At 67.7% G+C, this 23,830-nt stretch carries 19 protein-coding genes; 9 read left to right on the top strand and 10 right to left on the bottom strand.

Going from position 1 to position 23,830, the window contains the following annotated elements; genetic code table 11:
- Positions 1-32 precede the first annotated feature (32 nt).
- Complete coding sequence (locus tag MKCMC460_RS02920) at positions 33-4,886, top strand: cation-translocating P-type ATPase (RefSeq protein WP_370653062.1); 4,854 nt, start codon at positions 33-35, stop codon at positions 4,884-4,886.
- Position 4,887: 1 nt separating this feature from the next.
- Here MKCMC460_RS02920 and MKCMC460_RS02915 read toward each other — a convergent pair whose 3' ends face one another.
- The 3 genes from MKCMC460_RS02915 to mrf all read right to left on the bottom strand — a co-directional run bounded on the left by MKCMC460_RS02915 (position 4,888) and on the right by mrf (position 8,721).
- Complete coding sequence (locus tag MKCMC460_RS02915) at positions 4,888-6,453, bottom strand: AMP-binding protein (protein WP_236979877.1); 1,566 nt, start codon at positions 6,451-6,453, stop codon at positions 4,888-4,890.
- A complete protein-coding gene (locus MKCMC460_RS02910; protein WP_238305300.1) occupies positions 6,450-7,340 on the bottom strand; it encodes an SDR family NAD(P)-dependent oxidoreductase in 891 nt (296 codons plus the stop codon). Before MKCMC460_RS02910 ends, MKCMC460_RS02915 begins: the two co-directional genes overlap by 4 nt.
- Before the next feature lie 184 nt (positions 7,341-7,524).
- Positions 7,525-8,721, bottom strand: coding sequence for a ribosome hibernation factor-recruiting GTPase MRF (gene mrf / locus MKCMC460_RS02905; RefSeq protein WP_236979875.1), 1,197 nt, complete (start codon positions 8,719-8,721; stop codon positions 7,525-7,527).
- A gap of 77 nt (positions 8,722-8,798) precedes the next feature.
- Here mrf and rpmB point away from each other — a divergent pair, with 77 nt between their 5' ends.
- Genes rpmB through rpsR form a run of 4 tightly spaced genes read left to right on the top strand, consistent with a single transcriptional unit; the run spans position 8,799 to position 9,760 of the window.
- On the top strand, positions 8,799-9,035 hold the full coding sequence (gene rpmB / locus MKCMC460_RS02900; protein ID WP_236979867.1) for a 50S ribosomal protein L28: 237 nt from the start codon (positions 8,799-8,801) through the stop codon (positions 9,033-9,035).
- On the top strand, positions 9,035-9,199 hold the full coding sequence (gene rpmG / locus MKCMC460_RS02895) for a 50S ribosomal protein L33 (RefSeq protein ID WP_236979864.1): 165 nt from the start codon (positions 9,035-9,037) through the stop codon (positions 9,197-9,199). The genes rpmB and rpmG overlap by 1 nt, the downstream gene beginning before the upstream one ends.
- On the top strand, positions 9,200-9,505 hold the full coding sequence (gene rpsN / locus MKCMC460_RS02890; RefSeq protein ID WP_236979862.1) for a 30S ribosomal protein S14: 306 nt from the start codon (positions 9,200-9,202) through the stop codon (positions 9,503-9,505). It abuts the gene before it with no gap.
- Positions 9,506-9,760: a 30S ribosomal protein S18 gene (gene rpsR, locus MKCMC460_RS02885; RefSeq protein ID WP_236979854.1), complete on the top strand. Its 255-nt coding sequence runs from the start codon at positions 9,506-9,508 to the stop codon at positions 9,758-9,760.
- Positions 9,761-9,772: 12 nt separating this feature from the next.
- Here rpsR and MKCMC460_RS02880 read toward each other — a convergent pair whose 3' ends face one another.
- The 3 genes from MKCMC460_RS02880 to MKCMC460_RS02870 all read right to left on the bottom strand — a co-directional run bounded on the left by MKCMC460_RS02880 (position 9,773) and on the right by MKCMC460_RS02870 (position 13,172).
- Positions 9,773-11,143, bottom strand: a complete 1,371-nt coding sequence (locus MKCMC460_RS02880; protein WP_236979852.1) for an aldehyde dehydrogenase family protein — start codon at positions 11,141-11,143, stop codon at positions 9,773-9,775.
- A complete protein-coding gene (locus MKCMC460_RS02875) occupies positions 11,133-12,239 on the bottom strand; it encodes an AMP-binding protein (RefSeq protein ID WP_236979850.1) in 1,107 nt (368 codons plus the stop codon). Before MKCMC460_RS02875 ends, MKCMC460_RS02880 begins: the two co-directional genes overlap by 11 nt.
- A 63-nt stretch (positions 12,240-12,302) precedes the next feature.
- A complete protein-coding gene (locus MKCMC460_RS02870) occupies positions 12,303-13,172 on the bottom strand; it encodes an oxygenase MpaB family protein (RefSeq protein ID WP_236984565.1) in 870 nt (289 codons plus the stop codon).
- Positions 13,173-13,419: 247 nt separating this feature from the next.
- Between MKCMC460_RS02870 and MKCMC460_RS02865 the strand changes: the two genes are divergently transcribed.
- From MKCMC460_RS02865 to MKCMC460_RS02855, 3 genes are all read left to right on the top strand, one after another.
- Positions 13,420-14,019, top strand: coding sequence for a TetR/AcrR family transcriptional regulator (locus MKCMC460_RS02865; RefSeq protein ID WP_236984563.1), 600 nt, complete (start codon positions 13,420-13,422; stop codon positions 14,017-14,019).
- 88 nt (positions 14,020-14,107) lie between these two features.
- Positions 14,108-16,342 (top strand): cation-translocating P-type ATPase, encoded by a 2,235-nt coding sequence (locus MKCMC460_RS02860; protein WP_236979848.1) that lies wholly within the window; start codon positions 14,108-14,110, stop codon positions 16,340-16,342.
- Positions 16,343-16,351: 9 nt separating this feature from the next.
- Entirely contained in the window at positions 16,352-16,570 is a 219-nt protein-coding gene (locus MKCMC460_RS02855) for a heavy-metal-associated domain-containing protein (RefSeq protein ID WP_236979847.1), read from the top strand.
- Between the two features lie 12 nt (positions 16,571-16,582).
- On the opposite strand, the gene MKCMC460_RS02850 is transcribed toward MKCMC460_RS02855, so the two are convergent.
- Complete coding sequence (locus MKCMC460_RS02850) at positions 16,583-18,490, bottom strand: cytochrome c oxidase assembly protein (protein WP_309297851.1); 1,908 nt, start codon at positions 18,488-18,490, stop codon at positions 16,583-16,585.
- Between the two features lie 127 nt (positions 18,491-18,617).
- On the opposite strand from MKCMC460_RS02850, the gene MKCMC460_RS31675 reads away from it, so the two are divergent.
- Positions 18,618-19,580, top strand: coding sequence for a DUF5134 domain-containing protein (locus tag MKCMC460_RS31675; protein ID WP_370653061.1), 963 nt, complete (start codon positions 18,618-18,620; stop codon positions 19,578-19,580).
- Positions 19,581-19,646: 66 nt separating this feature from the next.
- Here the strand turns inward: MKCMC460_RS31675 and MKCMC460_RS02840 are convergent, their stop codons facing one another.
- The 3 genes from MKCMC460_RS02840 to MKCMC460_RS02830 are packed head-to-tail and all read right to left on the bottom strand — an operon-like array spanning position 19,647 to position 23,742.
- Entirely contained in the window at positions 19,647-20,420 is a 774-nt protein-coding gene (locus MKCMC460_RS02840) for a DUF2127 domain-containing protein (protein WP_236979843.1), read from the bottom strand.
- Positions 20,378-23,314: an RND family transporter gene (locus MKCMC460_RS02835; protein WP_236979841.1), complete on the bottom strand. Its 2,937-nt coding sequence runs from the start codon at positions 23,312-23,314 to the stop codon at positions 20,378-20,380. Before MKCMC460_RS02835 ends, MKCMC460_RS02840 begins: the two co-directional genes overlap by 43 nt.
- Entirely contained in the window at positions 23,311-23,742 is a 432-nt protein-coding gene (locus MKCMC460_RS02830) for an MmpS family transport accessory protein (protein WP_370653060.1), read from the bottom strand. The genes MKCMC460_RS02835 and MKCMC460_RS02830 overlap by 4 nt, the downstream gene beginning before the upstream one ends.
- Positions 23,743-23,830: the final 88 nt, after the last annotated feature.

The following is a 23,830-nucleotide window of genomic DNA, read 5'->3' as shown; positions in this document are numbered from 1 at the left end:
ATGGCGCGGTAGACCTAATCGAAGGGTGATGGATGAAGATCCCGGGTGTGGCCGACATCGTCGGCTCCCTCACCGGTGGGGCGGTTCAGGCATTGCAGGCCGGCATGAACGGCGCAGCGGGCGCGGTCGATGCGGTGCAGACGCTGGCCAGCCCCGTCACCGAACTGGTAGGGCCGGTGGTGCAGTCGGTCGCCCAAACCACCGGGCGGGCGATCGGACTGCGTCCCTCCGACGCCGCGCTCGAACCGGTCACCCCGCCCGTGCGTTGGCAAAGCGGCCGCCGTATCCATCTGGATCTCGATCCCCTGCTGCCGTTTCCCCGTTGGCACGAATACGCCGCGGTGATGGAGGAGCCGGTGCGCCGGATCGACGGGGTGGCGAAGGCGCATGTCGAGGGCGCGCTGGGTCGGCTGGTCATCGAGGTCGCCGAGGGTGCCGACACCGGGGCGGTGCTCGAGGAGGTACGCGATACCGCGGCAGCGGTGGCCGCGGACCTCGCCGGCTCAGAGACGGTGTCGGCGCCGCAGGCCGCGCCGTTCGCGGACCCCGCGAACCCGCTGGCGATCCTGGTGCCGCTGACCGTGGCCGCGATGGACGCGGTGGCCGTGGGCGCGGCGGTGACCGGATGGTTCACCCGGCTGCCGGTGGCGCCGCGCAGCGCGCGGGCCGCGGCGGCGCTGATCAATTATCAACCGCGGGTGGTGGCCGTTCTCGAGTCCAAGCTCGGCCGGGTCGGCACCGACCTCGCACTCAGCGGCTCCACGGCCCTGGCCTACGGGCTGAGCCAGTCGGTGGGCACGCCACTCATCGATCTCGTGCAGCGCACCCTGCAGCTTTCCGAGGCGGCCGCGCACCGGCAGCGCTGGCGCGAACGCGAACCCGGGCTGGCTTCTCCCGACCGGCCGCAGGCTCCGGTGGTCCCGGTGCTCTCGTCCGCCGGAGACGAGCAGGTGCCGCGGCACAACTGGGCGGCGACGGCGGCGGGTGAGGCCTCTCACGTAGTCGTCGACGGGGCCATCGACGCCGCGATCGACACCGAGAAGGGCTCGATGGCCGGGCCCCTGGAGAATTACGTGAACCAGGCGGCAAGTGGTTCGGTGGTCGCCGCGGCGGGCGCGCTGTTCGCCGGCGGCGGCGCTGCCGAGGCTGCGGAAGCGATCCTGGCCGGTGTCCCGAAGGCTGCGCACCTCGGCAGGCAGGCGTTCGCCACCACGCTCGGCCGGGGCCTGGCCAACGCCGGACTGCTGGTGCTGGACCCCGGCGCGCTGCGCCGGCTGGACCGGGTGCAGGTGGTCGTCATCGACGGCGCCGCGCTGCGCGGTGACCACCGTGCGGTGCTGAGCGCGTGGGGCGAGGAACCCGGCTGGGACGACGACCGTGTCTACGAGGTCGCCGACGCCCTGCTGCACGAGGAGGAACCACCCGAGCCCGATCCCGACGAACTGCCGGCTGCCGGTGCACGATTGAAATGGCTTCGGCCACAGAGTCCGTCGGCCGCGCCGGCGCAGGGCTTGGAGCATGCCGACCTGATTTGCGACGGCCAGCGGGTCGGACACGTGGACGTCGGGTGGGAGGTCGACCCCTACGCGATCCCGCTGCTGCAGACCGCGCACCGCACCGGCGCCCGGGTAGTGCTGCGCCATGTGGCCGGCACCGAGGACCTCTCGGCCAGCGTCGGGTCCACGCATCCGCCGGGCACCCCGCTGCTGAAGGTGGTGCGCGAGCTGCGCGGGGACCGCGGGCCGGTACTGCTGATCACCGCGCTGCACCGCGACTTCGCCTCCACCGACACGCTGGCCGCCCTGGCCATCGCCGACGTGGGTGTCGCACTCGACGATCCGCGGGCGGCGACGCCGTGGACCGCCGACATCATCACCGGAACCGACCTGGCCGCGGCGGTGCGCATCCTGTCCGCGCTGCCGGTAGCCCGCGCGGCCACCGAGTCCGCCGTACACCTGGCCCAGGGCGGCACCACGCTGGCCGGACTGTTGCTGGTCACCGGCGAGGACAACCGATCGGCCAACCCGGCGACCTTCCGGCGCTGGCTCAACCCGGTCAACGCGGCCGGGGCGACGGCCCTGCTGTCCGGCACGCTGTCGGCCGCCCGGGTGCTGCGACTGCCCGATCCGACCCCGCAGCCGTTGACCGCCTGGCACGCGCTGGACCCCGAGATCGTGTACTCCCGGTTGGCCGGCGGTGCGCGCCCGCTGGCGGTCGAACCCGGCACCCCGACCTGGCGGCGCCGCCTTGACGACCTGTCCTACGAGCCGGTGGTCGCCCCACTGCGGGGCCCGGCCCAGGCGCTGGGACGGTTGGCGGTGGCCACCCGTCACGAGCTGGCAGATCCGCTGACCCCGATCCTGGCGGTCGGTGCGGCGGCATCGGCGATCGTCGGCAGCAATGTGGACGCGTTGCTGGTGGCCGGCGTCATGGCGGTCAACGCGGTGACCGGCGGGGTACAGCGGCTGCGAGCCGAGGCCGCGGCCGCGGAATTGTTCGCCGAGCAGGACCAACTGGTGCGGCGGGTAGTGGTGCCGGCGATGGCCACCACGCGGCGCCGGCTGGAAGCCGCCCGCAGCGCCACCCGCACCGCCACCGTGTCGGCCAAGAAGCTGCGCCCCGGCGACGTCATCGACCTGGCCGCACCCGAGGTGGTGCCGGCCGACGCCCGGATCCTGGTCGCCGAAGACCTCGAGGTCGACGAGTCGTTCCTCACCGGCGAGTCGCTGCCCGTCGACAAGCAGGTGGACTCCGTCGCGGTCAACGACCCCGAACGCGCGAGCATGTTGTTCGAGGGCAGCACCATCGTCGCGGGGCGGGCGCGCGCGATCGTGGTGGCCACCGGCGTCGGCACCGCCGCGCAGCGCGCCATCTCGGCGGTCGCCAACGTCGAGACGTCCGCCGGCGTGCAGGCGCGGCTACGCGAGCTGACCAGCAAGGTGCTGCCGCTGACCCTGGCCGGCGGCGCCACCGTAACCGGGTTGGCGCTGTTGCGCCGCTCCTCGCTGCGCCAGGCGGTTGCCGACGGCGTCGCGATCGCCGTCGCCGCGGTCCCGGAGGGGCTGCCGCTGGTGGCGACCCTGTCTCAGCTGGCCGCCGCGCAACGCCTGACCGCCCGCGGCGTGCTGGTGCGATCGCCGCGCACCATCGAGGCGCTGGGCCGGGTCGACACCATCTGTTTCGACAAGACCGGCACTCTCACCGAGAACCGGCTGCGTGTGGTGCGCGCCGTGCCGAAGGACGCCGACCCCGAGGGTCCGTTCGCCACGCCCGGCGATCCGCAGTCCCTGGCGCTACTGCAGGCCGCCGCGCGCGCATCCACTCAGCCGCAGGACGGGCAGGGACACGCCCACGCCACCGACGAAGCGATCATCAACGCGGCCAATTCGCTCAACGGCCACGGTGATTCCGACTGGACCATCCTCGCCGAGGTGCCGTTCGAGTCCAGCCGCGGTTTCGCCGCCTCGATCGGCGCCCAGGCAGGCACCGACCAGGCGCCGCTGTTGATGCTGAAGGGCGCGCCGGAGGTGGTGTTGCCGCGCTGCCGGTTCGACGATCCCGAGGCCGACCGGCAGCACGCCGACGCGCTGGTGCAGAACCTCGCCGAGCAGGGGTTGCGGGTGCTCGCCGTCGCGCAACGCACCTGGATGCACGACACGTCCGACGAGGCCACCGATGCCGATGACGTCGACGCCGCCGCCCACGACCTGGAACTGCTCGGCTATGTCGGCCTGGCTGACACCGCCCGGGATTCGTCACGCCCGCTGATCGAGGAGCTGGTGGCCGCCGATCGCAACGTCGTGCTGATCACCGGCGACCATCCGGTCACCGCCCGGGCGATCGCCAACCAGCTCGGCCTGCCCGCCGACGCGCGGGTGGTGACCGGCGCGGAGCTCGCCAACATCGACGCCGAGGGGCACGCCAAGCTGGCCGACGACGTCCAGGTGTTCGCGCGCGTCAGCCCGGAACAGAAGGTGCAGATCGTCGCGGCCCTGCAGCGCTCCGGCCGCGTCACCGCGATGGTCGGCGACGGCGCCAACGACGCCGCCGCAATCCGGATGGCCGACGTGGGCATCGGGGTCAGCGGCCGCGGCTCGTCGGCCGCCCGCGGCGCCGCGGACATCGTGTTGACCGACGACGATCTGAGCGTGCTGCTCGACGCGCTGGTCGAGGGTCGCAGCATGTGGGCGGGGGTGCGCGACGCCGTCACCATCCTGGTCGGCGGCAACGTCGGCGAGGTCCTGTTCACCATCATCGGGACGGCGTTCGGCCAGGGCCGGGCGCCGGTGGGCACCCGTCAGCTGCTGTTGGTGAACCTGCTCACCGACATGTTCCCCGCCCTCGCGGTCGCGGTGACCTCGCAGTACGAGGACCCCGAAGAGGACGAGAGCCTCACCGAAGAGGAGGTCGAGGAGGCTCGCCGCAGCCGTCAGCGTGAGTTGCTGACGCAGCCCAAGCCGTCGCTCGGCGACGCCCTGATGCGTCAGATCGTCAACCGCGGCGTGGTCACCGCGGCGGGCGCAACAACCGCCTGGGCTATCGGGCGTTGGACTCCTGGTACCGAAAGGCGTACCTCGACAATGGGTTTGACTGCTCTGGTGACCACGCAGCTGGCGCAGACGCTGCTGACTCGCCGACACAGTCCGCTGGTGGTGGCGACCGCGTTGGGCAGTGCGGGGGTCTTGGTCGGCATCATCCAGACGCCGGTGCTCAGCCAGTTCTTCGGCTGCACTCCGCTGGGCCCGGTTGCCTGGACGGGCGTGATCGGCGCCACCGCGGGAACTGCGGTGGTCTCCGTGCTGGCACCGCAATGGTTGTCCAAGACGGTCGGCGCGATGACACCGGCGTTGGAGTCCGAGAAGCGGCAGGAATTGGAGTCGGACTGACCTAGCCGGACAGTTCCCGGCGGATCACCTTGCCGGCGGGATTGCGCGGGATACTGCTCACGATGTTGATGTCCCGGGGCTGCTCGAAACGGGAAACCTTGCCCTTCAAGAACTCTCGTAGCCCCGCAGCGTCGACGTCGCTGCCCGAGCGCGGCACGACGAAGGCGACCAACCGTTTGCCGAACTGCTCGTCGGGCACGCCGACGACGGCGTTCTCGGCGATGTCGGGATGCCCGGCCAGCGCGTTCTCCAGCGCGCGGGGATAGACGTTCTCCCCGCCCGAGACGACCATGTCGTCCTCGCGTCCGACGATGTACAGCCGGCCTATTTCGTCGAGGTACCCCATGTCGCCGGTGCTGGTCATTCCGTCGATGACGGCTTTGCGTTCGGTGCCGCCGCCGGAATAGCCTTCCGAATTCAGTTCCCCGCCAACGAATATGCGTCCGGTGACACGCGGCCCGACGGGTCTGCCGGCGCGGCTGAAGATGCGCACCGGGCAACCCGCGACGGGCCGGCCCACCGTTTCGGGGAACCGCCGCAACTCCGCCGGCGTCGCCAGGGACCCGATACCCACCTCGGTCGATCCGTACAGGTTGTAGACCACGTCGCCGTAGGCGTCCATGAACCGCCGCGCCAGGCCGGGCTCGAGGCGGTCACCGCTGGAAACGACCACCCGCAAGCAGGACAACGGGTTTCGTGCCCGCACCCGTTGCGGTAGATCGAGAATCCGCGCCAGCATGATCGGCACCGCGCTCATCGAGTCGGCGCGGTGCAGCGAGGCCTGCGCGAGGGTGGCTTCGGCGTCGAAGCGCCGGTGGGTCAGGATGGTGCCGCCCAGGCTGACGGTCAGCGTCAGCATCCCGAATCCCAGACCGTGAAACATCGGTGTCGCCATGGCCATTCGGGTGCCGACGTGCAGACCGGTGCGTTCGAGAATGGTGACGCCGACGCCCAGACCCGAGCTGACCTTCGGCGTTCGTGGCACCCCTTTAGGCACCCCGGTGGTGCCCGACGTCAACAGGACGATGCGGCCCGAACGCGCCACCTGGGGGCGCGACCCGGGGCATGGTTTAGCCTGCAACGGGTCGATCGCAGTGATCGCATCCGAGGCGTGGTGGATCTGGTCGAGAAACTCGTTGTCGCAGAACATCGTCTGGATCTGGTGGCCGGCCAGCGCGCCCGCCAGGGCGTCGGCGCGGAACTCGGTGTTGACCAATACGATGTCGGCGCCTATCAGGCCGGTGGCGAAGACCGCCGCGACGAAGTTGCGGCCGTTGCGGCACATGATTCCCACGGGCTTGCCCGCCCTCACCCCGGCTTCGAGCAGCGTGCGGGCGAGCGATTCGGTAATCTCTTGCAGCTCAGAGTAACTCAGCACACCGTCGTCGTCGATGATCGCCGTCCGGTCCGGCCATCGGGCCGCTGCGACTGCGAGCAAGGTGTACAGGTTGGTGCCGCCCCGCGCTGCCTCGCGGAGCACGCGCAGCGCCGCTGCGGGCCCGGGCGGACCGAGCAGTCCCGAAGACATCACCGCGCGGATCGCCGTGGCCACGACGCTGTCGGTCATGACCGGTCCTGCTTGCTCTCGGCTGCGGAGAAGAACCGGCGGTACCAGATCCGGGCGGCCCGTTCGGCCGGTCCGGCCAGCAGCACCGAGGCCAGTTCGGCCGGCCAGACCCAAGGCGGTTCGTTGGTGCGGGGCCGCTCGATGATCGCCTGGGCGACCGCGTCGGCGGCCTGGTCCGGCGTCAGCCCCGGAAACCGGCTCAGCAGCGGAGTGGGTTCGATCATCCGGGTGCGGACCAGCGCGAAGTAGATGGTGGACACGTCGATGCCGTCAAGTTGCAGTTCCGGCGCGACGCTACGCAGCCAGCGATCGAATGCGCCCTTGGAGGCCTGGTAGGCCCCCCACTGCGGCCCGGGAGCCACGCGCACGCCGACACTCGACACGTTCACGATCTGCCCGCGGCCCGCCTCGCGCATCAACGGCAGGATGCCCAGCAGCAACCACACCGGCCCCAGGTAATTCACCCCGATGGTGCGCTGGAAGTCGTGCGGCCGGTCGTACTGCTCGTGCAGGGAGCGGCGCAGCGACTTGCCGGCATTGCTCACCACGACGTCCAGCGGCCCGTGGTTCTCGTTGATCTGTTTGGCCAGCTGCGCGACGGCGTCCTCGTCGCTCAGATCGGTGGGATAGACGACGGCCTGTCCTCCGCCGGCGGTGATCGAGGCGGCCACGTCGTCGAGGCGCTCAGCCGAGCGGGCCACCACCAGCACGGTCGCTCCGGCCGCCGCCAGCTTGCGCGCGGTCGCTTCGCCGATGCCGTACGAGGCGCCGGTGACCAGGGCGGTCTTGCCGGAGACGACTGCGCGCAGCCGGTCGGGATCCGAAATCCGCGCCGGGTTGGCCAATCTGTCGACACCCCGGTCAACTGCCTGCAAAACCAGGTTCATCGGCGCGTCCTTCGATAGCGTTCCACCCGTCATGCCCATTCGTGACCCATGGTCACAATTGCAGCTACCGACCGGGCGCGTCCAGCGTCTCGGCCAAGTTGCGTTCGGAACGCGCTCCTGACGGCGCGCCGGCTACGTCAAACTGGACGGGTGGCGTCGTGACAGTCGGGGTGGATGCCGGGTTTCATGCCTGCTCCCCGCCGTTTCGGTGGGCGGTGAATTCGCCGGCGGCGTCCGGAGTTTCATGGCAGGGGTCTTGATGCCAGTCGCCGAAGGGGTCGTCGTAACCGTCCCATTGGTCTTGATCGGCCATCTCGGCGTCGGTCAACAGGGCGTGCTGCAACGCCGCGGTGATCTCAGCGGGCTCTGCGCCGCAGACCAGCACGGTGATCGCGGTGTGCCGGTCGCCATGGTGGAACTCCCACATCAGATCTGCGAACAGGCGCCGTTCGGGGTCGACTCCGGTGACCTCCGAGATGTCCATGGCGGCCAGCCATTTGCCCGCTGAGGCGACCCGCAGGCCGCCGCCGGCAGATTCCAGCCACATGACGTGATCGGGACGGTTCGCCAGCCACAACCGCCCGCGGGTCCGGACGACGCCGTCGAGCAGTCGGTCGACGGCGTCATGCAGCCGTTCCGGTCGGAAGGGGCGGCGCGCGTTGAACTCGACGATCGCGACCCTCCCCTCGGAGTTCAAGGGCGGCAGGCCGGCCAGCAGCGGTGCATGCGGCGAATCGCTGCGGCCCCGGCGTGAATGTTCGTCGAGGTGCGCCAGCGCGAGTTCGACGCGATCGGTGCCGACGGTGATCCGCGCGCGCGGGGCCAGTCGGCGCAATACGGCCAGCGTGCTGGGTTCGGGCTGGGTCAGCACCAACAAGTCGGCGAACTCTGCCTGGCCGACGGTCGCTTGGGCCACCGTGCGTCCGTCCGGCAACCCCTCGTCGCCGAGGGACTGGGTCAGCCACCGCTGCGTGTCGATGCACGTGACAACCCCGCCGATCCGAACGTCGCGGCCCGCCGGGCCGTCCGGATAACCCGGCCCGACCCGCACCGGAACGTGGTTGATCGCCCAGCACACGGGTTCGGGTTCCAGCCAGGGCGCCAGGTGCACGACGATGCGGTCCACATTGGAGCGACGGTGCAACTTGCGCAGCAACACCAGCAGATCGTTGCGGATAGTGCAGGCAAGGCAGCCGTGCGCCAACTCCAGCGCCTCCTCGATCGTGGTGAGTTCGCCGCGGTTCAACGTGATGACGGTTCGGCGCACCACATGGCCGTCGAAACGGTGCTCCACCACCGCGGTACCCGGCTGCCGCAACAGCGTGCCCGCCACATCGTCGGTAGCACCCTGGCCGGCCACCAGCACCACCTCAGTTCGCATCACTGCACCCCTTATTGAAAATCGTTTTCATTAAGGCTACAGTGCCATTCGCAGGTTGTCTAAACAGGAGGCTCTACATGTCCGCGCGCTGTCAAGTCACCGGCCGCACAGTCGGTTTCGGTAACGCGGTCTCGCATTCACATCGCAGGACGCGGCGGCGCTGGTCGCCCAATCTGCAGACGAAAACCTATTACTTGCCGTCGGAGGACAGGCGGGTGAAGTTACGGGTCAGCACGAAGGGCATCAAGGTGATCGATCGCGACGGCATCGAGGCCGTCGTCGCGCGGCTGCGCCGGGCGGGAACGCGTATCTGATGGCGCGCAACGAGATTCGTCCGATCGTGAAACTGCGTTCGACCGCGGGAACCGGCTATACCTACATCACCCGCAAGAACCGGCGAAACGACCCCGATCGCCTGGTGCTGAAGAAGTACGACCCCGTGCTGCGCCGGCACGTCGAGTTTCGCGAGGAGCGCTGAATGGCGAAGAAATCCAAGATCGTCAAGGACATGCAGCGGCGCGAAACCGTCGCAAGGTACGCCGAACGGCGAGCAGAGCTCAAGAAAGTCATTCGGTCACCGGCCAGCAGCCCGGAGCAGCGGTTACTCGCCCAGCAGGCTCTCGCCCGGCAGCCGCGGGACGCCAGTCCGGTGCGGTTGCGAAATCGCGACTCGATCGACGGGCGACCCCGGGGCCACCTGCGCAAGTTCGGTTTGTCTCGGGTGCGGGTGCGCGAACTGGCTCATCAGGGACAGTTGCCCGGCGTACGCAAGGCGAGTTGGTAGATGGCGCACCGACCGAAACGCACAGCGCGTAGCATCGTCAAACCGTCGACGCCGAGACGGAACCTGCTGACGAGCCTCGGCCTCGCCGTTGTGGACTACAAGGACACGAAAACACTGCGGCTGTTCGTCTCCGAACGCGGCAAGATCCGGTCCAGGCGCGTCACCGGGTTGACCGCCCAGCAACAACGCCAGGTCGCGACCGCAATCAAGAATGCCCGCGAGATGGCGTTACTGCCATACATTTCCACGCCCTGAGTGCTCGACCCGTCAGTCGCGGACAAAACCCTTGTTGCGCATCAGCCCATCCGCCAAGAACCCGTCATGCGGAACATCCGGTGCGCCATAGTGGGTCGGGTGTCGACCGAGGTAGACATTGCTCACCGTAGGCTCGGCCACCAGGGTGTCAACCAACTGTTGATCTCCGGTTATCAGGTTGAGCACCAATGAGTTTCGCAGGGGATCGACGCCATCATCCCGCGACCACGGCGCCACCCAGACGCACGGGAACGGCAGCTCGACATTGAGCGTGTCGACGTCGGGCCGCGCCATCAAGTGGACGGCCGGCCGCAATGCCGCACAACCGTCCCCCACCGCAGCGACCACCTGATCGGCGCCGAGTAACGGGGTGGTGCCGGCCGCCTTGGCGGCCAGATACTCGACCAGCTGCCTCGCCTGCTCGACGGGCTGGGTGGGCAGCATCGCGCGTTCGTCGAAGGCCGGCAGCGGTTGGATCGCGGCCAGCCGGTCGGCGATTGCCCGCGCCAGCGGTTCCGGGTCACCCTCGCAGAGAACGGCGGTGGTGTTGACGCACGCGACTCCACCGAGGCCGGCGATCGAATCGATGATCACATCCAGGTAGTCGCCCCAGTCACGGTCCGCGGTGATCAGGATCTTGGTGCGGCCCGGTCCGTTGACGAGCACCGTCGGATCGCGGGCGTACCTGTCCACCACGTCCTGACCGCCATAGACCATGGCGATGTCGGCCGACCGGATCATCTCGTCGGCACCCCGATGTTCGCAGGGCAAGAACACCGCATCGCAGGCGCGAAACCCAGCTTGCCGCAACGCATTGACCAGTCGATGCGCGGTCAGCGGCTCACGCCGTGATGGGCGGATGGCCACCCGATAGCCCAGCGCCAGCGCTTGTGGCCACAGCCCGTGGACGCCGGGCCCGTTGCCGGCGGCGTGCACGGCGAGCACCTCGCCGCGCCGCACCCACACCGCACCACCGGACCGGGCGTGCTCGTCATGCCAATCGGCCACTGCGCCAACCGGCTGAGCCTGGTGTACCGCGTCGAACGCCGAGGCCACCGCCTCGGCTACACCGCGGGCCCCAGCGCGGACCACGGCGACCGGTAGACCCGAAATTCGGCTGGCCGCACCGACATACGACTCGAAGTCCAGACCCGCGACCAGACTGCCGGCGAAAATGTCGGCCGCCGCGGCCAGTGCCGCTTCGCGTTGCCCCGCCGGCAGCGGCGCTGTCTTGCGCTGCGCGCTGATGGTACGCGACACATACAGCGGTGGAACCAGGCTCAGTTCTACGACCGGATCGGCACAGGTCAACTTCTCGCGGTTGCGGGTCCGGAAGTCGCCGTCGATCCCGAGCGCGTCGATATGCAGCGTGTCAGTACACACCTTCGATGACCTCCTCGCCGTCGAAGGTGGCCACCGGCTGTACCGCGCACAGCGAGTCACCCACTTGCCCAACGGGTCCCGGCACCCGGACGGCGCAGTCACGCTCGAGGTTGTTCGGAATGAACATGCCCTTGCTGATGTGGCTCATCACCACCTGACCCCGCTGCCCGTAGGGCACCTGCGCACCCGATTCCGGATCCACCACACGGAATGCGACGTACGGGGAGCGTGGGTCGAACACGAAGTGCCCCGCACTGTCAGTCCGGGTAGTCGCCTGCGACAGAATCATGGTGCTGCCGAACGCCATTGCGATGACCGTGCCGGGTAAGACGTCGCGCAGCACGTCGAGGGTGTCGGGGTCCACGTGCGCGCCACTGAGCAGTAGGTAACGAACCTTCTCGTTCAGCAGGTCCACCACCCTGTCGTCACGGGCCATCGCCTCCAGCAGCGGTGGTGTGGTGTGCAGATTCGCCACGCGCTGCGTCCGCAGCACGAAGACGGCCTGCTCGACCAGATGGTCGAGGTAAGCCGACACCTCGGCGGCGGCGTTGCGGGCGGTGAGTTTCTTAACCCAGCGCGGATCGATGTCGATCGCGTGGAACACCGAGCCCAGTCGCTGTGAAACCAGCCGCGAAAAGAACCCCACCCCGTGCGGGCCGCTGGGCATCATGCACAGGAAGCCGCGTCCCGCCACGAAGCCGCCGACGGTGAAATCCTCGGTCTGCCATTGGATCACCTGCTCAACCCAGTCCGGCAGCTGCGCGGTGCGTTTGGGCGGCCCGGTGGTGCCGCCCGATTCGAAGATCTGCGGCACCGGCGGCGGCGACCCGTATCCGCGGGGAATGAGGTCCTCGACCGGCGCGGTGCGCAACTCGTTGACGAGGTTGGGGAACAGCGCCAGATCGGCGAATGTCGCGATGTCGGTCAGCGGGTCGAAGTCCAGGGTTTTCGCCGCGTGCAACCAGAAGGCGCTTCCGGTCTCGGCGCCGAAGTGCCAGGCGATCGCGGCACGCAGATACGCATCGGGGTCGTCGACTGGCGTCGACCTGGGTACCTCGAGCAACGAAAAATCATTGCCAGCAACGGGATCGGCCATGAGCCCGATCCTGTCGTATCACCGATCGGTGAGCCACCGGGCTTTCAGCTGTTCCGGCTGCGTTCAGTTGTTGTTGATCTTGCGCGGATCGGTGCCGGTGCGTTCCCAGGCTTCGGCGGCCCAGCTCGTGTAGATAAGGCGCAACGGCAACCGGTTGATCAGCGGGTTCAATGCCCGCATCACCGCGGCGAAGCGCTGAAACCGCTTCTCCTTCTTGGCATCCCACGGCAGTTCGCATACCTCACGCATCTGCGGCGGGCAGGTCCCAACGATCACCAGCCGCGCGTAGGCGTTCAGCGGTGCGGACAAGACCTTCCAGATGGGGCCGGGGATGCGGCGCGGCCCCGGGATGCCCTTGCGCAGGTAGCCGGTGCCGTACAACACCGTCTTGTGCGGCACGAAACGGTCCAGCATGCCGTCCCAGTACGCGACGAATTCGTCGTAGGTCTGCGGCTGGCCCCGGTCGCTGACGCCGTAGAGGGCGTACCAGACCTTGCTCTCGGCGAAGATCTGCTCCTTCTCGGCGTGGGTGAGCCGGCGGATGAACATGTCCGCCGTGTACAGAACCTGGTCCACGAAAGTGGCGTGCGCCCAATAGAACAGTTCGGGGTTCAGTGCGTGGTACCGCGAGCCGTCGCTGATGGTGCCCTTGATCGGCTTGTGGAAATCCCGCACGGTGCGGCCCCACTTGTGTGGGTCAGCGGAGTAGACGGTCTTCATCAGCGGTGGCGCGGTGCGCTTGGCCCGGCCGAGGGTGTCGCTGAAGATCACCGAGTGGTCTAGCACTCCCTGCCCGAGTTGTTCGATGCAGTTCTCGGTGCCCGCGACCCGCTGGAAGCCGAAGATCTGGGTGCGGTGGTCGCCGTAGAACTTCCAGATCAGCGAATCGGGGCCCAGCACCGGGGCAGCGTCAGCGATCTCGTCGACCAGCATGGGGACGGCTTCGCGGATACCGGTCTCGAAATCATCGTCGGCGCGACAGGCCGGCTGATGCTGCCGCCCGCCGTGCTGTAGGTCAAGCTCAGCGGTCATCACGAACTCCTCGTGGCGGGTCGAAGCCGTACCTTGAATCATAGAAACAAATTCGTACTTTTGTTTCATCTTACCATCTGTCAGGCTGAGCTCGACCGTGACGAACGTCGCACAAACAGAGCGGACCACAATGGCAACCATGTCCACGATGCGCCGGAGAGCGACGCCGGCTCGAGAAACGGGCGCCGCGCCCGCCGATCTCGAGCAGGTGATCCTGGACACCGCGCGGTCTGTCTTCGAGACCTACGGCGTGCGACGAGCCAACATCGAAGACGTCGCCGTTCGCGCCGGCGTCAGCCGCAGCACCATCTACCGGCGCTTCCCCACCAAGGACGACCTGTTCGAGGCCGTCGTGCGCCGCGAGGGTCAGACCTTCTTCACCACCCTGGACCAGGCCACCACCGGGCTTGACCCGCAGCAAGCGGTCGTCGAGGCCTTCGCACTCGGTGTGCAGCTCATCGCGGATTCACCCCTGTACTCACGAATCGCCGAGAGCGAACCCGAACTGTTCGGCATGTTCTCCCGCTCGGACACCTTCCCGATCGGCCGGTTCGCCGACGGAATCGCCCATACCCTGCGCCGCTGCGGCGCCGAGCTGGCCGACCACGACCTGGCCAACGTCGCCGACATCTTGCTGCGCGTAGCGGTGGGCATCATCGTGTTCCCCACCGACCGGCTCGACACGTCCGATCAGCAGGCGGTCCGCGACTACGCGGCGCGATACCTGGTGCCGATCATCAGCCTCTAACCGATCACGCCCGACGGGCGGGTAGCCGGCCGCTTGTAGGCTGGTTTGGCGTGTTTGCGCTGATCGACGACGAGAGCCGAGGAGGACTGTGGCGACTCCGGTTGTGGAGGATTCCGACCTGCGCTCCGTACAGCGGGTCCGCCTCGACGTCTCCGGTATGACGTGTGCGGCGTGCGCCAGCCGGGTCGAAACCAAACTCAACAAGGTTCCCGGGGTGCGCGCGTCGGTCAATTACGCCACCCGGGTGGCCACCATCGACGCGGTCGACGTCGGCGTCGACGACCTGTGCGGGGTGGTGGAGAAGGCCGGCTACCAGGCGGCTCCACACCGGGAGTCCACCGGCGTTTCCGCCGACCCCGACGCCGACCAGGCCCGCAGCCTGCTCCGACGGCTACTGGTCGCGGCGGTGTTGTTCGTACCGCTCGCCGACCTGTCCACGATGTTCGCGATGGTGCCCAGCGCCCGGTTCCCCGGCTGGGGCTATGCGTTGATCGCGCTGGCCGCGCCGATCGTGACGTGGGCGGCCTGGCCCTTCCATTCGGTGGCGCTGCGCAACGCGCGGCACCGGACCGCGTCGATGGAGACGTTGATCTCGGTCGGTGTCACCGCAGCCACCGTTTGGTCGCTGGCGACTGTCCTGGTACCCAGGCCGGCGCGGGAGACGCACGGAATCTGGCAGGCCATCCTGCACAGCGACGCGATCTACCTCGAGGTCGCCGCCGGTGTCACGGTGTTCGTGCTGGCGGGCCGGTACTTCGAGGCACGCGCCAAGTCCAAGGCCGGCGGTGCGCTGCGGGCATTGGCCGAGTTGGGCGCCAAGAGCGTGACGGTGCTGTTGGACGATGGCGCCGAACTGGTGATCCCGGCCGAGGAGCTCAAGAAGCGGCAGCGCTTCGTGACCCGACCCGGTGAGACGATCGCCGCGGACGGCATCGTGGTCGACGGGTCGGCGGCGGTCGACACCAGCGCGATGACCGGCGAGGCCAAGCCGGTGCAGGCGCACCCGGACGCGCCGGTGCTGGGTGGCACCGTCGTACTGGACGGCCGCCTGATCATCAAGGCCACCGCGGTGGGCGCCGACACCGCGTTCGCGGCGATGGTCCGGCTTGTCGAAGAGGCGCAGGGACAGAAGGCCCGCGCTCAGCGGCTCGCCGACCGCATCGCCGCGGTGTTCGTACCCGTGGTGTTCGCCATCGCACTACTGGCCGGCACGGCCTGGTTATTTGCCGGCGCCGGGCCGGAGCGCGCCTTCTCGGTGGTGCTCGGCGTGCTGGTGATCGCCTGCCCGTGTGCCCTGGGTTTGGCGACGCCGACCGCGATGATGGTGGCTTCCGGGCGAGGTGCGCAGCTGGGCATCTTCATCAAGGGGTACCGGGCACTGGAGGCCATCCGCTGCATCGACACCGTGGTGTTCGACAAGACCGGCACCCTGACGGTCGGGGCGCTGAGCGTGAGTCGCGTGACGGTCATTCCGGGCCACTCCGCCGAGTCGGTGCTCGCCTTGGCCGCCGCGGTCGAAGCCGCCTCCGAGCATGCCGTGGCGGCCGCGATCGTTGCCGCCGCGTCAGATCCCGCATCGGTCAGCGACTTCACCGCGGTGCCCGGGTGCGGGGCTTCGGGCGTGGTCGGCGACCACCGCGTCGAGGTCGGCAAGCCATCCTGGGTCACTCGGGCCGCGCCCTGCGACGCGACGTTGGACGCCGCCCGCCGTGAGGGCGAGATACGCGGTGAGACAGTGGTTTTCGTATCAGTCGATGGCGTGGTGTGCGCCGCGGTGGCCATCGCGGACACCGTCAAGGACACCGCGGCCGAGGCGATCGCGGCGCTGCACCAGCGCGGGCTGCGAACCATCCTGCTCACCGGCGACAACCAGGCCGCCGCTAACGCGGTGGCCACCCGTGTCGGCATCGACACCGCGATCGCCGAGGTGCTGCCCGAGGGCAAGGTCGCCGAGATTGCGCGTCTTCGCGATGCGGGCCGGGTGGTCGCCATGGTGGGTGACGGCATCAACGACGGCCCCGCTTTGGCTTGCGCCGATTTGGGGTTGGCGATCGGGCGCGGCACCGACGTCGCGATCGGCGCGGCCGACGTCATCTTGGTGCGCGACGACCTGACCATCGTCCCGCAGGCGTTGGATCTGGCGCGCGCAACCATGCGCACCATCCGGATGAACATGGTCTGGGCGTTCGGCTACAACGTCGCGGCCATCCCGATCGCCGCTGCCGGCCTGCTCAATCCGTTGATCGCCGGCGCGGCCATGGCCTTCTCGTCGTTCTTCGTGGTATCAAACAGCCTGCGGCTGCGCAATTTTGGCACCCGGTAGGCTCCAATCATGGCCGAACAGACTTTTTCCGTGGACGGACTGCACTGCGACGGGTGCGTGACCACCGTCACGACCGCGCTCAGCGAACTGAAGCCGGTGATGAGTGTCAGCGTCGACCTGGACACCAAAGGCAGTTCCACCGTTCGGATTTCGACCAATGTGGAACTCACCCGCGATCAGGTCCAGGCGGCCCTGGACGGCGAGGGGAATTTCACGGTAGTGGGCTGACGGGCGACACCGTCACCGCCGCATTCGCGACAGTTCCCGCAGCATTGCGTTGTATGCGTCGAGATCATCGTCGGCGTAGTCGCTGTCGGCGTGCCGGTCCGACCTGGCGGCCGCGCGGCGGTCCTGCCGCGCCCATTGGGTCACCAGCGCCACGATCACGATGATCACCGGCAATTCCGTCAGGGTCCAAGCGATCCCACCACCGAGGTGCTGGTCTTCCAGGATGGAGGACAACCATGGCAGATTCACCGATCGGTAGAAGGTCGAGCCCACCGGCGAGGTCATAGTCATCAGCGCGACACCGAAGAACGCGTGAAAAGGCATGACCGCGAACAACAATCCGATCCGGCCCGGGTAGGGCAACCGCCGCGGTCCCGGGTCGATACCGATGATCGCCCAGTAGAACAGGTATCCGACGATCAGGAAGTGGATCGTCATGAACTCGTGGCCCCAGTGGTAGCGGACGAATGTGTCGAACAACGGCGTGAAGTAGACGATGTAGGGCGATCCGACGAAGAGCACGAAAGCCACAATCGGGTGGGAGAGAAAGTTCGTCACCCGGGAATGCAGCAGCCAGGTCAGCCATTCCCGCGGCCCCGGCGGGTTGCCGTCACCGGCGGCGGGCAGCACCCGCAGCGCCAGCGTCACCGGTCCACCGAGGACCAGCAGGACCGGGATGAACATGTTGAGGATCATGTGTTCGGCCATGTGCATGCTGAACATCGCCGACCCGTAAGCCCGCACCCCTGAGCTGCTGGTGATCACCAACGATGCGCAGCCGGCGAGCCACGCAACCAGCCGGCCCACCGACCAGTGGTTGCCCTGGCGGCGCAGCCGGATGAACCCCACCGTGTAGCCGACGGCCAGCACGACGCCGGCCATCCCGACGAAGCTGTCGAAACGCCAGAGCGTCAGCACGCCGACGATGGTGGGTGGGTGCGGTAGTTCGAAACCCAGGTACACATCCCAGCCGGTGTACCGGTGCGCCAGGAAACGCGGTGCGACCTGCGTGGCCATCGCGGCGACCGCCGCCACCGCGGCCGTCATCGCCAGCCCGCCCACCGTGTTGGTCACTGCCCCCGACTCGCGCCGCTTGACCAGCCGCCAACAGTCCGACAGCCACACCCCGGTCACCGCGGCACCGGCGAACAGGCCGAGTCGGGCGAAGTCCGAATCGAACGACCAGCCGGGGATCAGCAGGAAGAGCAGCAGCGCCCCGTACCCCACCGCCAGCGCGCCGGCAGCGGTTTGCAGCAGCACCAGCAGGCGGGTGGTCGGCGCCCCGGTCAGCGCGACGATCAACTTCAGGCCCGTCAGCGCGGCCAGTGCGACCGCGAGCACGATGGCCGCGCTGGTCGAGTAATCATGATCGGGTCCTTGCCCGGCATTGCCCGTCACCGCCGGCGCGACGACGGCGATCACCGTCGGGACAAGTAGCACAACGTGCGGAAGCCAGCGGGTGGTGAAGCGCAGTGTCACCGAGATAGGCAGGGTGCAGATCAGCACCACAACCCAGGCGCGTGCCGTCTCGGACACGGTGACCGCATCCAACAGGGCACCGCTGCCCAGCAGCGCGCCGGCGCCCACCCCGGTGTCGTGTGCGGCCTGCAGCACGGCCATCAGCGCCGCAGCGAAGGTCCACAACAGCGAAACACGTTCTGCCAGAATATGAATACGGAAAGCCTGCGGGTCCAGTAAGCCGTCCGGTTCCGGGCGGGAGGTCGTCACCACCAGGATCAACGCGCCGAGGCACAACGCTGCAAGCAGCGACGCGACGAAGTAACCCACCGGCGCGGCGGCACTGACGAAACCGCCGGGGTAGGGATTGCCGGCGTCGGCGTACCGACGCGGGCCGGAGAGCAGCCCGTAGGCCGCGACAGCGATCGCCGCGACCGCAAAACCCGCGGCCGGCACCACCAGCCGCGGCCAGCCCCGTCGTTCCACCTGCTCAGGCGGTGGCGCTGCGGCGCTTGTCTCGTCGGTTGGCACCCTTGCAGCTTACGACCGCGAGTCGTAGCCATCGGCCGGGCCGCATAGTCTTCGGTAAATGATCCAGGAACTGCCGTTGCGTCTGGTGATGACGGGCTTGTTCCTGCTCAGCGCGGTGTGTTTCGCGGTGGTGATCGACCGACGCTCGGTGGTCTCGGTGATCGGTCACGGCCTGCACGTCACGACCGCCGTCGCGATGGCGGTGATGGCCTGGCCACAGGGCCTGCGACTGCCCGCGACGGCGGTCGAGGTCTTCTTTCTGGGAGCAGCGGGCTGGTTCGCCGCGACCACCGTCCTCGTTGCCCGCGTGCCGGCCGCGCGAGTGGCGGGCGCGTATCACGTGCTCAAGATGCTGGCGATGGTATGGATGTACGACGTGATGGGCGACCGGCCGGCCGTTCTCCCCCGCCACGACACGCCGGATATGCCCGATATGCCGGGAATGGACATGCCCGGGGAACCAACCGGCACCCCCTGGCTGGATATCGGCAATTGGATCTGGGCCGCCGTGTTCCTGCTGGCCACCTTCGCCTGGGGCTGCCGGTTCGTCATGCTGCGGCGGGATCCCGCCGGCGGGGGTGGCGCGAGCGGCTGGTCAGCGCGGCTCAGACGACGATGGCGGCGGGAATGTCAGTCATGTTCGCCGTCATGGAGTTCACGCACTGAGCGTGGCGACGAAGAGTTCGCCGACAGGATGTACCCGCTGCCCGGTCTGGGCGGGGTTGCCCTTGCCGTCCCAGCTGGGTTGCCGCGAAGGATCCGCGCTCAGCCGGCGCCGGCCGGTCAGCAGCGCTCGGCGCCACGCTCCATCAGGCGTGCGCCGCCGGCCGGGCGATCCGGCTTGGTGCGCAGCACGGTGTGCAGGGCGTGGCAGGCGCGCGCCTTGATCGGCGCGACGAGGTCGGAGCCGCTGGGAGTCTGGTTGATCCAGTTCTGCAATGTGGTCACGGCTCGATCCTTTGTTAAATCACGTTGCTGTATTTCAGCCGGTTCGCTTTACCTGGACACGGCGTGCGGGTAAACACCGCGCGAATCGGTGTTATGGGATACCGCACAGTGCAGGTGCGCACCCGGTTGCGTCACACGGTCATGCCGCCGTCATGGCCGCACGCTCGAGATCGAGCAGCTGGTCGCCATGGCGCTCTTCGTCGTATGCCCGGCGGCCACCCCGCAAACCGAACAGCCGCTTGGAGACCAGTAGGTAGATCACCGCGGCGACGTTGATGCCGAAGGTCACCATCCGGGTCATGGTGATCCCCTTGGCCAGGTCATGAATCTCCAGGGGCAGGAACACCGAGGTGGCCACCACCGCGAAATATTCACCCCAGCGTTTCAGTAGCCACAGGCCGACGCCTTCGACGACCTGCAGGACGGCGTAGGCCGCCAGTAAGCAGGTGATCAACGTCAGGGTGGACGGCTTGGCGGCCAATGCCTTCTCCAGCTCGTGGATGGCCGACATCTGGTCCACCTTGAATCCGGCGGCGCGGAAGATCGGCAGGTCGCGGTCCAGGGTTGCTTGGATGGCTCCCCGCGAGCCGCGGAACGTCCAGACCGCCCACGCCGCGAGCCCAAGTACCACGGCGCGGCCCAGGCGTTCGATGCTGAGCGCGCGGATGATGATGGCTTGACGTAATGCCTTGCCGCGCATGATCAATGGCGCGTCTTCGGGCTTGCCGCGGCCGCGGGGCGCGCCGAGCGCGAAGTCACCGCACCGTAGGCAACGCCACACTTCGCCGAGCTCGGTCTTGGCGTGCAGACGCTCGGCCAGTGCCTCGTCATCCGGGGCATAGGTGGCGTGTCCGGTCAGCGCGCAGGTGATCAGCTCCCAGCGGTTGAGGGTGCGGTTCTTGGTCTTGGCCACGTGCGCTCCTCCGGTGCCTGGTCACGGCCCAACCGAGACGGGCTGCGCCGATCATTCAACGTCGGCCGCGAACGGCGCAAGGGGACGCCGGCCCGCCGTCGCGGCAAAACCCGCTGCGGCCACCAGAACCAGCGACCCAGCAGGGCCGCAATGGACGGCGTCATGAGCGATCGCACGATCAGCGTGTCGAACAACAGTCCCAGACCCATGGTGCTGCCGGCCTGACCGATGGAGCTCAGGTCGCTGGCCACCATGGAGGCCATGGTGAACGCGAACACCAGACCCGCCGCGGTCACCACGCCACCGGTGCTGCCCATGGACCGGATGATGCCGGTCTTCAATCCCGCGCCTATCTCCTCCTGGAAGCGCGATACCAGCAGCAGGTTGTAGTCCGATCCGACCGCCAGCAGGATGATCACACCGAAAACGGGTGCGATCCAGTTAAGTTCGAGTCCGAGGATGTGCTGCCAGACCAGCACCGACAACCCGAACGCCGCGCCCAGCGACAACAGCACCGTCCCGACGATCACCAGCGACGCGACCAAGGCTCGGGTGATGAGCACCATGACGATGAATATCAGTGTGACAGCTGCGATTCCGACGATGAGGATGTCGTACTTCGAGCCGGTCTGAATGTCGTTGTAGATGGCGGCCGTTCCGGTCAGGTAGAACTTGGCGTCGGCCAGCGGTGTGCCTTTCACGGCCTCGTGGGCGGCCTTGAGTTCCGGTTCGACGGCCGAGATCCCTTTGGGGGTGGCTGGATCCGCGTCGTGGATGACGATGAAGCGGGCGGCTTTGCCGTCCGGCGACAGGAAGAGCCGGAGCCCGCGCTGGAAGTCGGGGTTGTCGAACGCCTCGGGCGGTAGGTAGAAGAAGTCGTCGTTGCGCGAGGAGTCGAATGCCTCGCCCATCGCGGCTGCTGTTTCGGTCATCCGCGCCATCTGCTTGACCAGGCCCGCGAAGCTGCTGTGCAGGGTGAGCAGGGTCGCCTGCATGGACTTCGCCGTCGCGATGATGGGCGGGAGCTGGTTGATCAGCTGCGGGAACACGGTGTCGAACTCGCCCATGTCCTTGAGCACCGCATCCATGTTCTGGCTGAATTTGTCGACGCCGTCGAGCGCGTCGAACACCGAGCGGACCGACCAGCAGAGCGAGATGTCGAAACAATGCTGTTCCCAATAGAAGTAGCTGCGCACCGGCCGCCACACATCGTCGAAATCCGCGAAGTGGTCCCGGATCTGGTCCAGGGTGACTTTCACCTCGCCCAGGTCGCCGTCCATCCGGTGGGTGGTGTCGCGCAGCTGATCCATCAGCCCGTACATCCGCTGCATCGACGTCACCACGGTTCCGAGATCGTCGCTCATCTTCAACATGTCGGCCATGCGATCGTTCATGAATTGCAGGTTCTGGCTGATGGGGATCGACTGCATGCTGACCTGGAACGGGATCGAGCTGTGTTCGATGGGGCCGCCGAGTGGCCTGGTGATGCCTTGGATCCGGGCGATGCCCGGGGTGCGGAAAATGTTCTTGGCGATCCGGTCCAGGACGATCATGTCGGCGGGATTGCGCATGTCGTGGTCGCCCTCGACCATCAGGATGTCCGGATTCATCCTGGCCGCGCTGAAATGCCGTTCCGCCGCTGTGTATCCGACGTTCGACGGGAGATTGCCGGGTATGTAATAGCGATCGTTGTAACTGGTCTTCATGGTCGGCACGATGAGCAGACCAATCAACGCGACGAGCAGGGCGGCGGCAGCGATCGGCCCCGGCCAGCGCACCGCCGCTGTTCCAATGCGCCGCCACCCCCGGACCTTGATGGCCCGCTTGGGGTCGAGCAGGCCGAACCGGCTTGCGACGGCGACCACCGCGGGCGCGAAGGTCAACGCCCCCGCGATCACGACGAGCAGACCCAGCGCCGACGGTATGCCCAGTGCCTTGAAGTACGCCAACCGCGCCAGATACAGACACAGGGTCGCGCCCGCGATCGTCAGACCGGAACCCAGGATGACGTGATACGTACCGCGAAACATGGTGTAGTAGGCGGCTTCCCGGTCTTCACCCGCTTGGCGCGCCTCCTGGTAGCGCCCGACGAGGAAGATCGCGTAGTCCGTCCCGGCGGCGATCGCCAGCGACGACAGCATCGCGACGACGAACGTCGAGAAACCGAGCAGATGATGGTCTCCGAGCAGGGCGACAACGCTTCTGGCCGTTCCCATTTCCACGCCCACCATGGCCAGGACCAGCAGCACGGTACTCACCGAGCGGTAGACGAGGGCCAGCATGATCACGATGACCAGGCCCGTCACGCCCATCATGGTGAACATGCTCTTGTCGGCCGCTTCGTTCATGTCCGTGGTGAGGGCGGCCGGCCCGGTGACGTAGGCTTTGACACCTGGGGGTGGATGCGATTCGTCGACGATTTTGCGCACTGCGTCGACGGATTGATTGGCCAAGGTACTGCCTTGGTTGCCGGCGATATGGATCTGAACGTAGGCGGCTTTGCCGTCGCTGCTCTGCGACCCGGCCGCGGTGATCAGGTCGCCCCACAGGTTCTGGACGTGCTGAACGTGCTTGGTCTCAGCCCCAAGGCTTTTGACCAGCCCGTCGTAATACCGGTGCGCCTGGTCGCCGAGTTGCGTGTCGCCTTCCAGGACGATCATGACGATGCTGTCGGAGTCCGATTCGCCGAACTTCTTGCCGATCGCCTTGGCGGCGATCACCGATGGCGCGTCGGCGGGCGACATCGAGATCGCGTTCTCGCGCGCGACCCGTTCGATCGGCGGCACCAGAACATTCAGGGCGATCGTGACGCCGAGCCAGAGCAGGATGATCGGCAGCGCGAACACCCGGACCGCCCGCATGAAACGCGGCGGCGAGACGGGGCCGGTGCTCATGCTGCCTTCACCAGACAGAACGTCTGCGCGTGGTGTCCCACGCTGGATTGTTCGTCCTTGACATCGCCGTTGACGGTGATCCGGCAGCCGATGCGGTCACTGTCACCCTGAGCCAGCACGTTGGCGATCACTGCGGGAATGGTCGTGGTGATCGTGTATGTCCAAGGCAGACTGGTGAATTGCGTCTGCTCGGGCTGCGCGATCTTGTTCAGGTAGCTCACCCGCCCGGTCGTTCCGCTCGGCCCGTAAACCTCGTAGGTCACCCTCTTGGGGTTGAACGACACGATCGTTTCGGCGCGGGTACCGGTGCTGGCGAAGATCTCGTCGGATCCGAACACGCCGCGCAGCCGGAGTACGGCCATCGTGCCCAAGACGACTGCCACCACCACGACCAGGGGAACCCAGACTCTTTTCAGAATCGCGATCACAGCAATATCCCTTTCGTCCGCACCGTGCAGTAATACCATACCCCCTATGGTATATTTGCCAATGTGATGATAACGATCCGCAGCATCG

Origin of the sequence: Mycobacterium sp. 20KCMC460 (genome assembly GCF_022179425.1) — a bacterium.
Taxonomy (GTDB): Bacteria; Actinomycetota; Actinomycetes; order Mycobacteriales; family Mycobacteriaceae; genus Mycobacterium; species Mycobacterium kiyosense.
Note: the sequence above shows the minus strand (reverse complement) of the source record. Positions and strands in the feature narration are given on the sequence as shown.

Bases quoted from the DNA above. Each gene is read 5' to 3' on its own strand.
- MKCMC460_RS02920 (WP_370653062.1), top strand. From the start codon at position 33: ATGAAGATCCCGGGTGTGGCCGACATCGTCGGCTCCCTCACCGGTGGG.
- MKCMC460_RS02915 (WP_236979877.1), bottom strand. From the start codon at position 6,453: ATGACCGACAGCGTCGTGGCCACGGCGATCCGCGCGGTGATGTCTTCG.
- MKCMC460_RS02910 (WP_238305300.1), bottom strand. From the start codon at position 7,340: ATGAACCTGGTTTTGCAGGCAGTTGACCGGGGTGTCGACAGATTGGCC.
- mrf (WP_236979875.1), bottom strand. From the start codon at position 8,721: ATGCGAACTGAGGTGGTGCTGGTGGCCGGCCAGGGTGCTACCGACGAT.
- rpmB (WP_236979867.1), top strand. From the start codon at position 8,799: ATGTCCGCGCGCTGTCAAGTCACCGGCCGCACAGTCGGTTTCGGTAAC.
- rpmG (WP_236979864.1), top strand. From the start codon at position 9,035: ATGGCGCGCAACGAGATTCGTCCGATCGTGAAACTGCGTTCGACCGCG.
- rpsN (WP_236979862.1), top strand. From the start codon at position 9,200: ATGGCGAAGAAATCCAAGATCGTCAAGGACATGCAGCGGCGCGAAACC.
- rpsR (WP_236979854.1), top strand. From the start codon at position 9,506: ATGGCGCACCGACCGAAACGCACAGCGCGTAGCATCGTCAAACCGTCG.
- MKCMC460_RS02875 (WP_236979850.1), bottom strand. From the start codon at position 12,239: ATGGCCGATCCCGTTGCTGGCAATGATTTTTCGTTGCTCGAGGTACCC.
- MKCMC460_RS02870 (WP_236984565.1), bottom strand. From the start codon at position 13,172: ATGCTGGTCGACGAGATCGCTGACGCTGCCCCGGTGCTGGGCCCCGAT.
- MKCMC460_RS02865 (WP_236984563.1), top strand. From the start codon at position 13,420: ATGCGCCGGAGAGCGACGCCGGCTCGAGAAACGGGCGCCGCGCCCGCC.
- MKCMC460_RS02855 (WP_236979847.1), top strand. From the start codon at position 16,352: ATGGCCGAACAGACTTTTTCCGTGGACGGACTGCACTGCGACGGGTGC.
- MKCMC460_RS31675 (WP_370653061.1), top strand. From the start codon at position 18,618: ATGATCCAGGAACTGCCGTTGCGTCTGGTGATGACGGGCTTGTTCCTG.
- MKCMC460_RS02835 (WP_236979841.1), bottom strand. From the start codon at position 23,314: ATGAGCACCGGCCCCGTCTCGCCGCCGCGTTTCATGCGGGCGGTCCGG.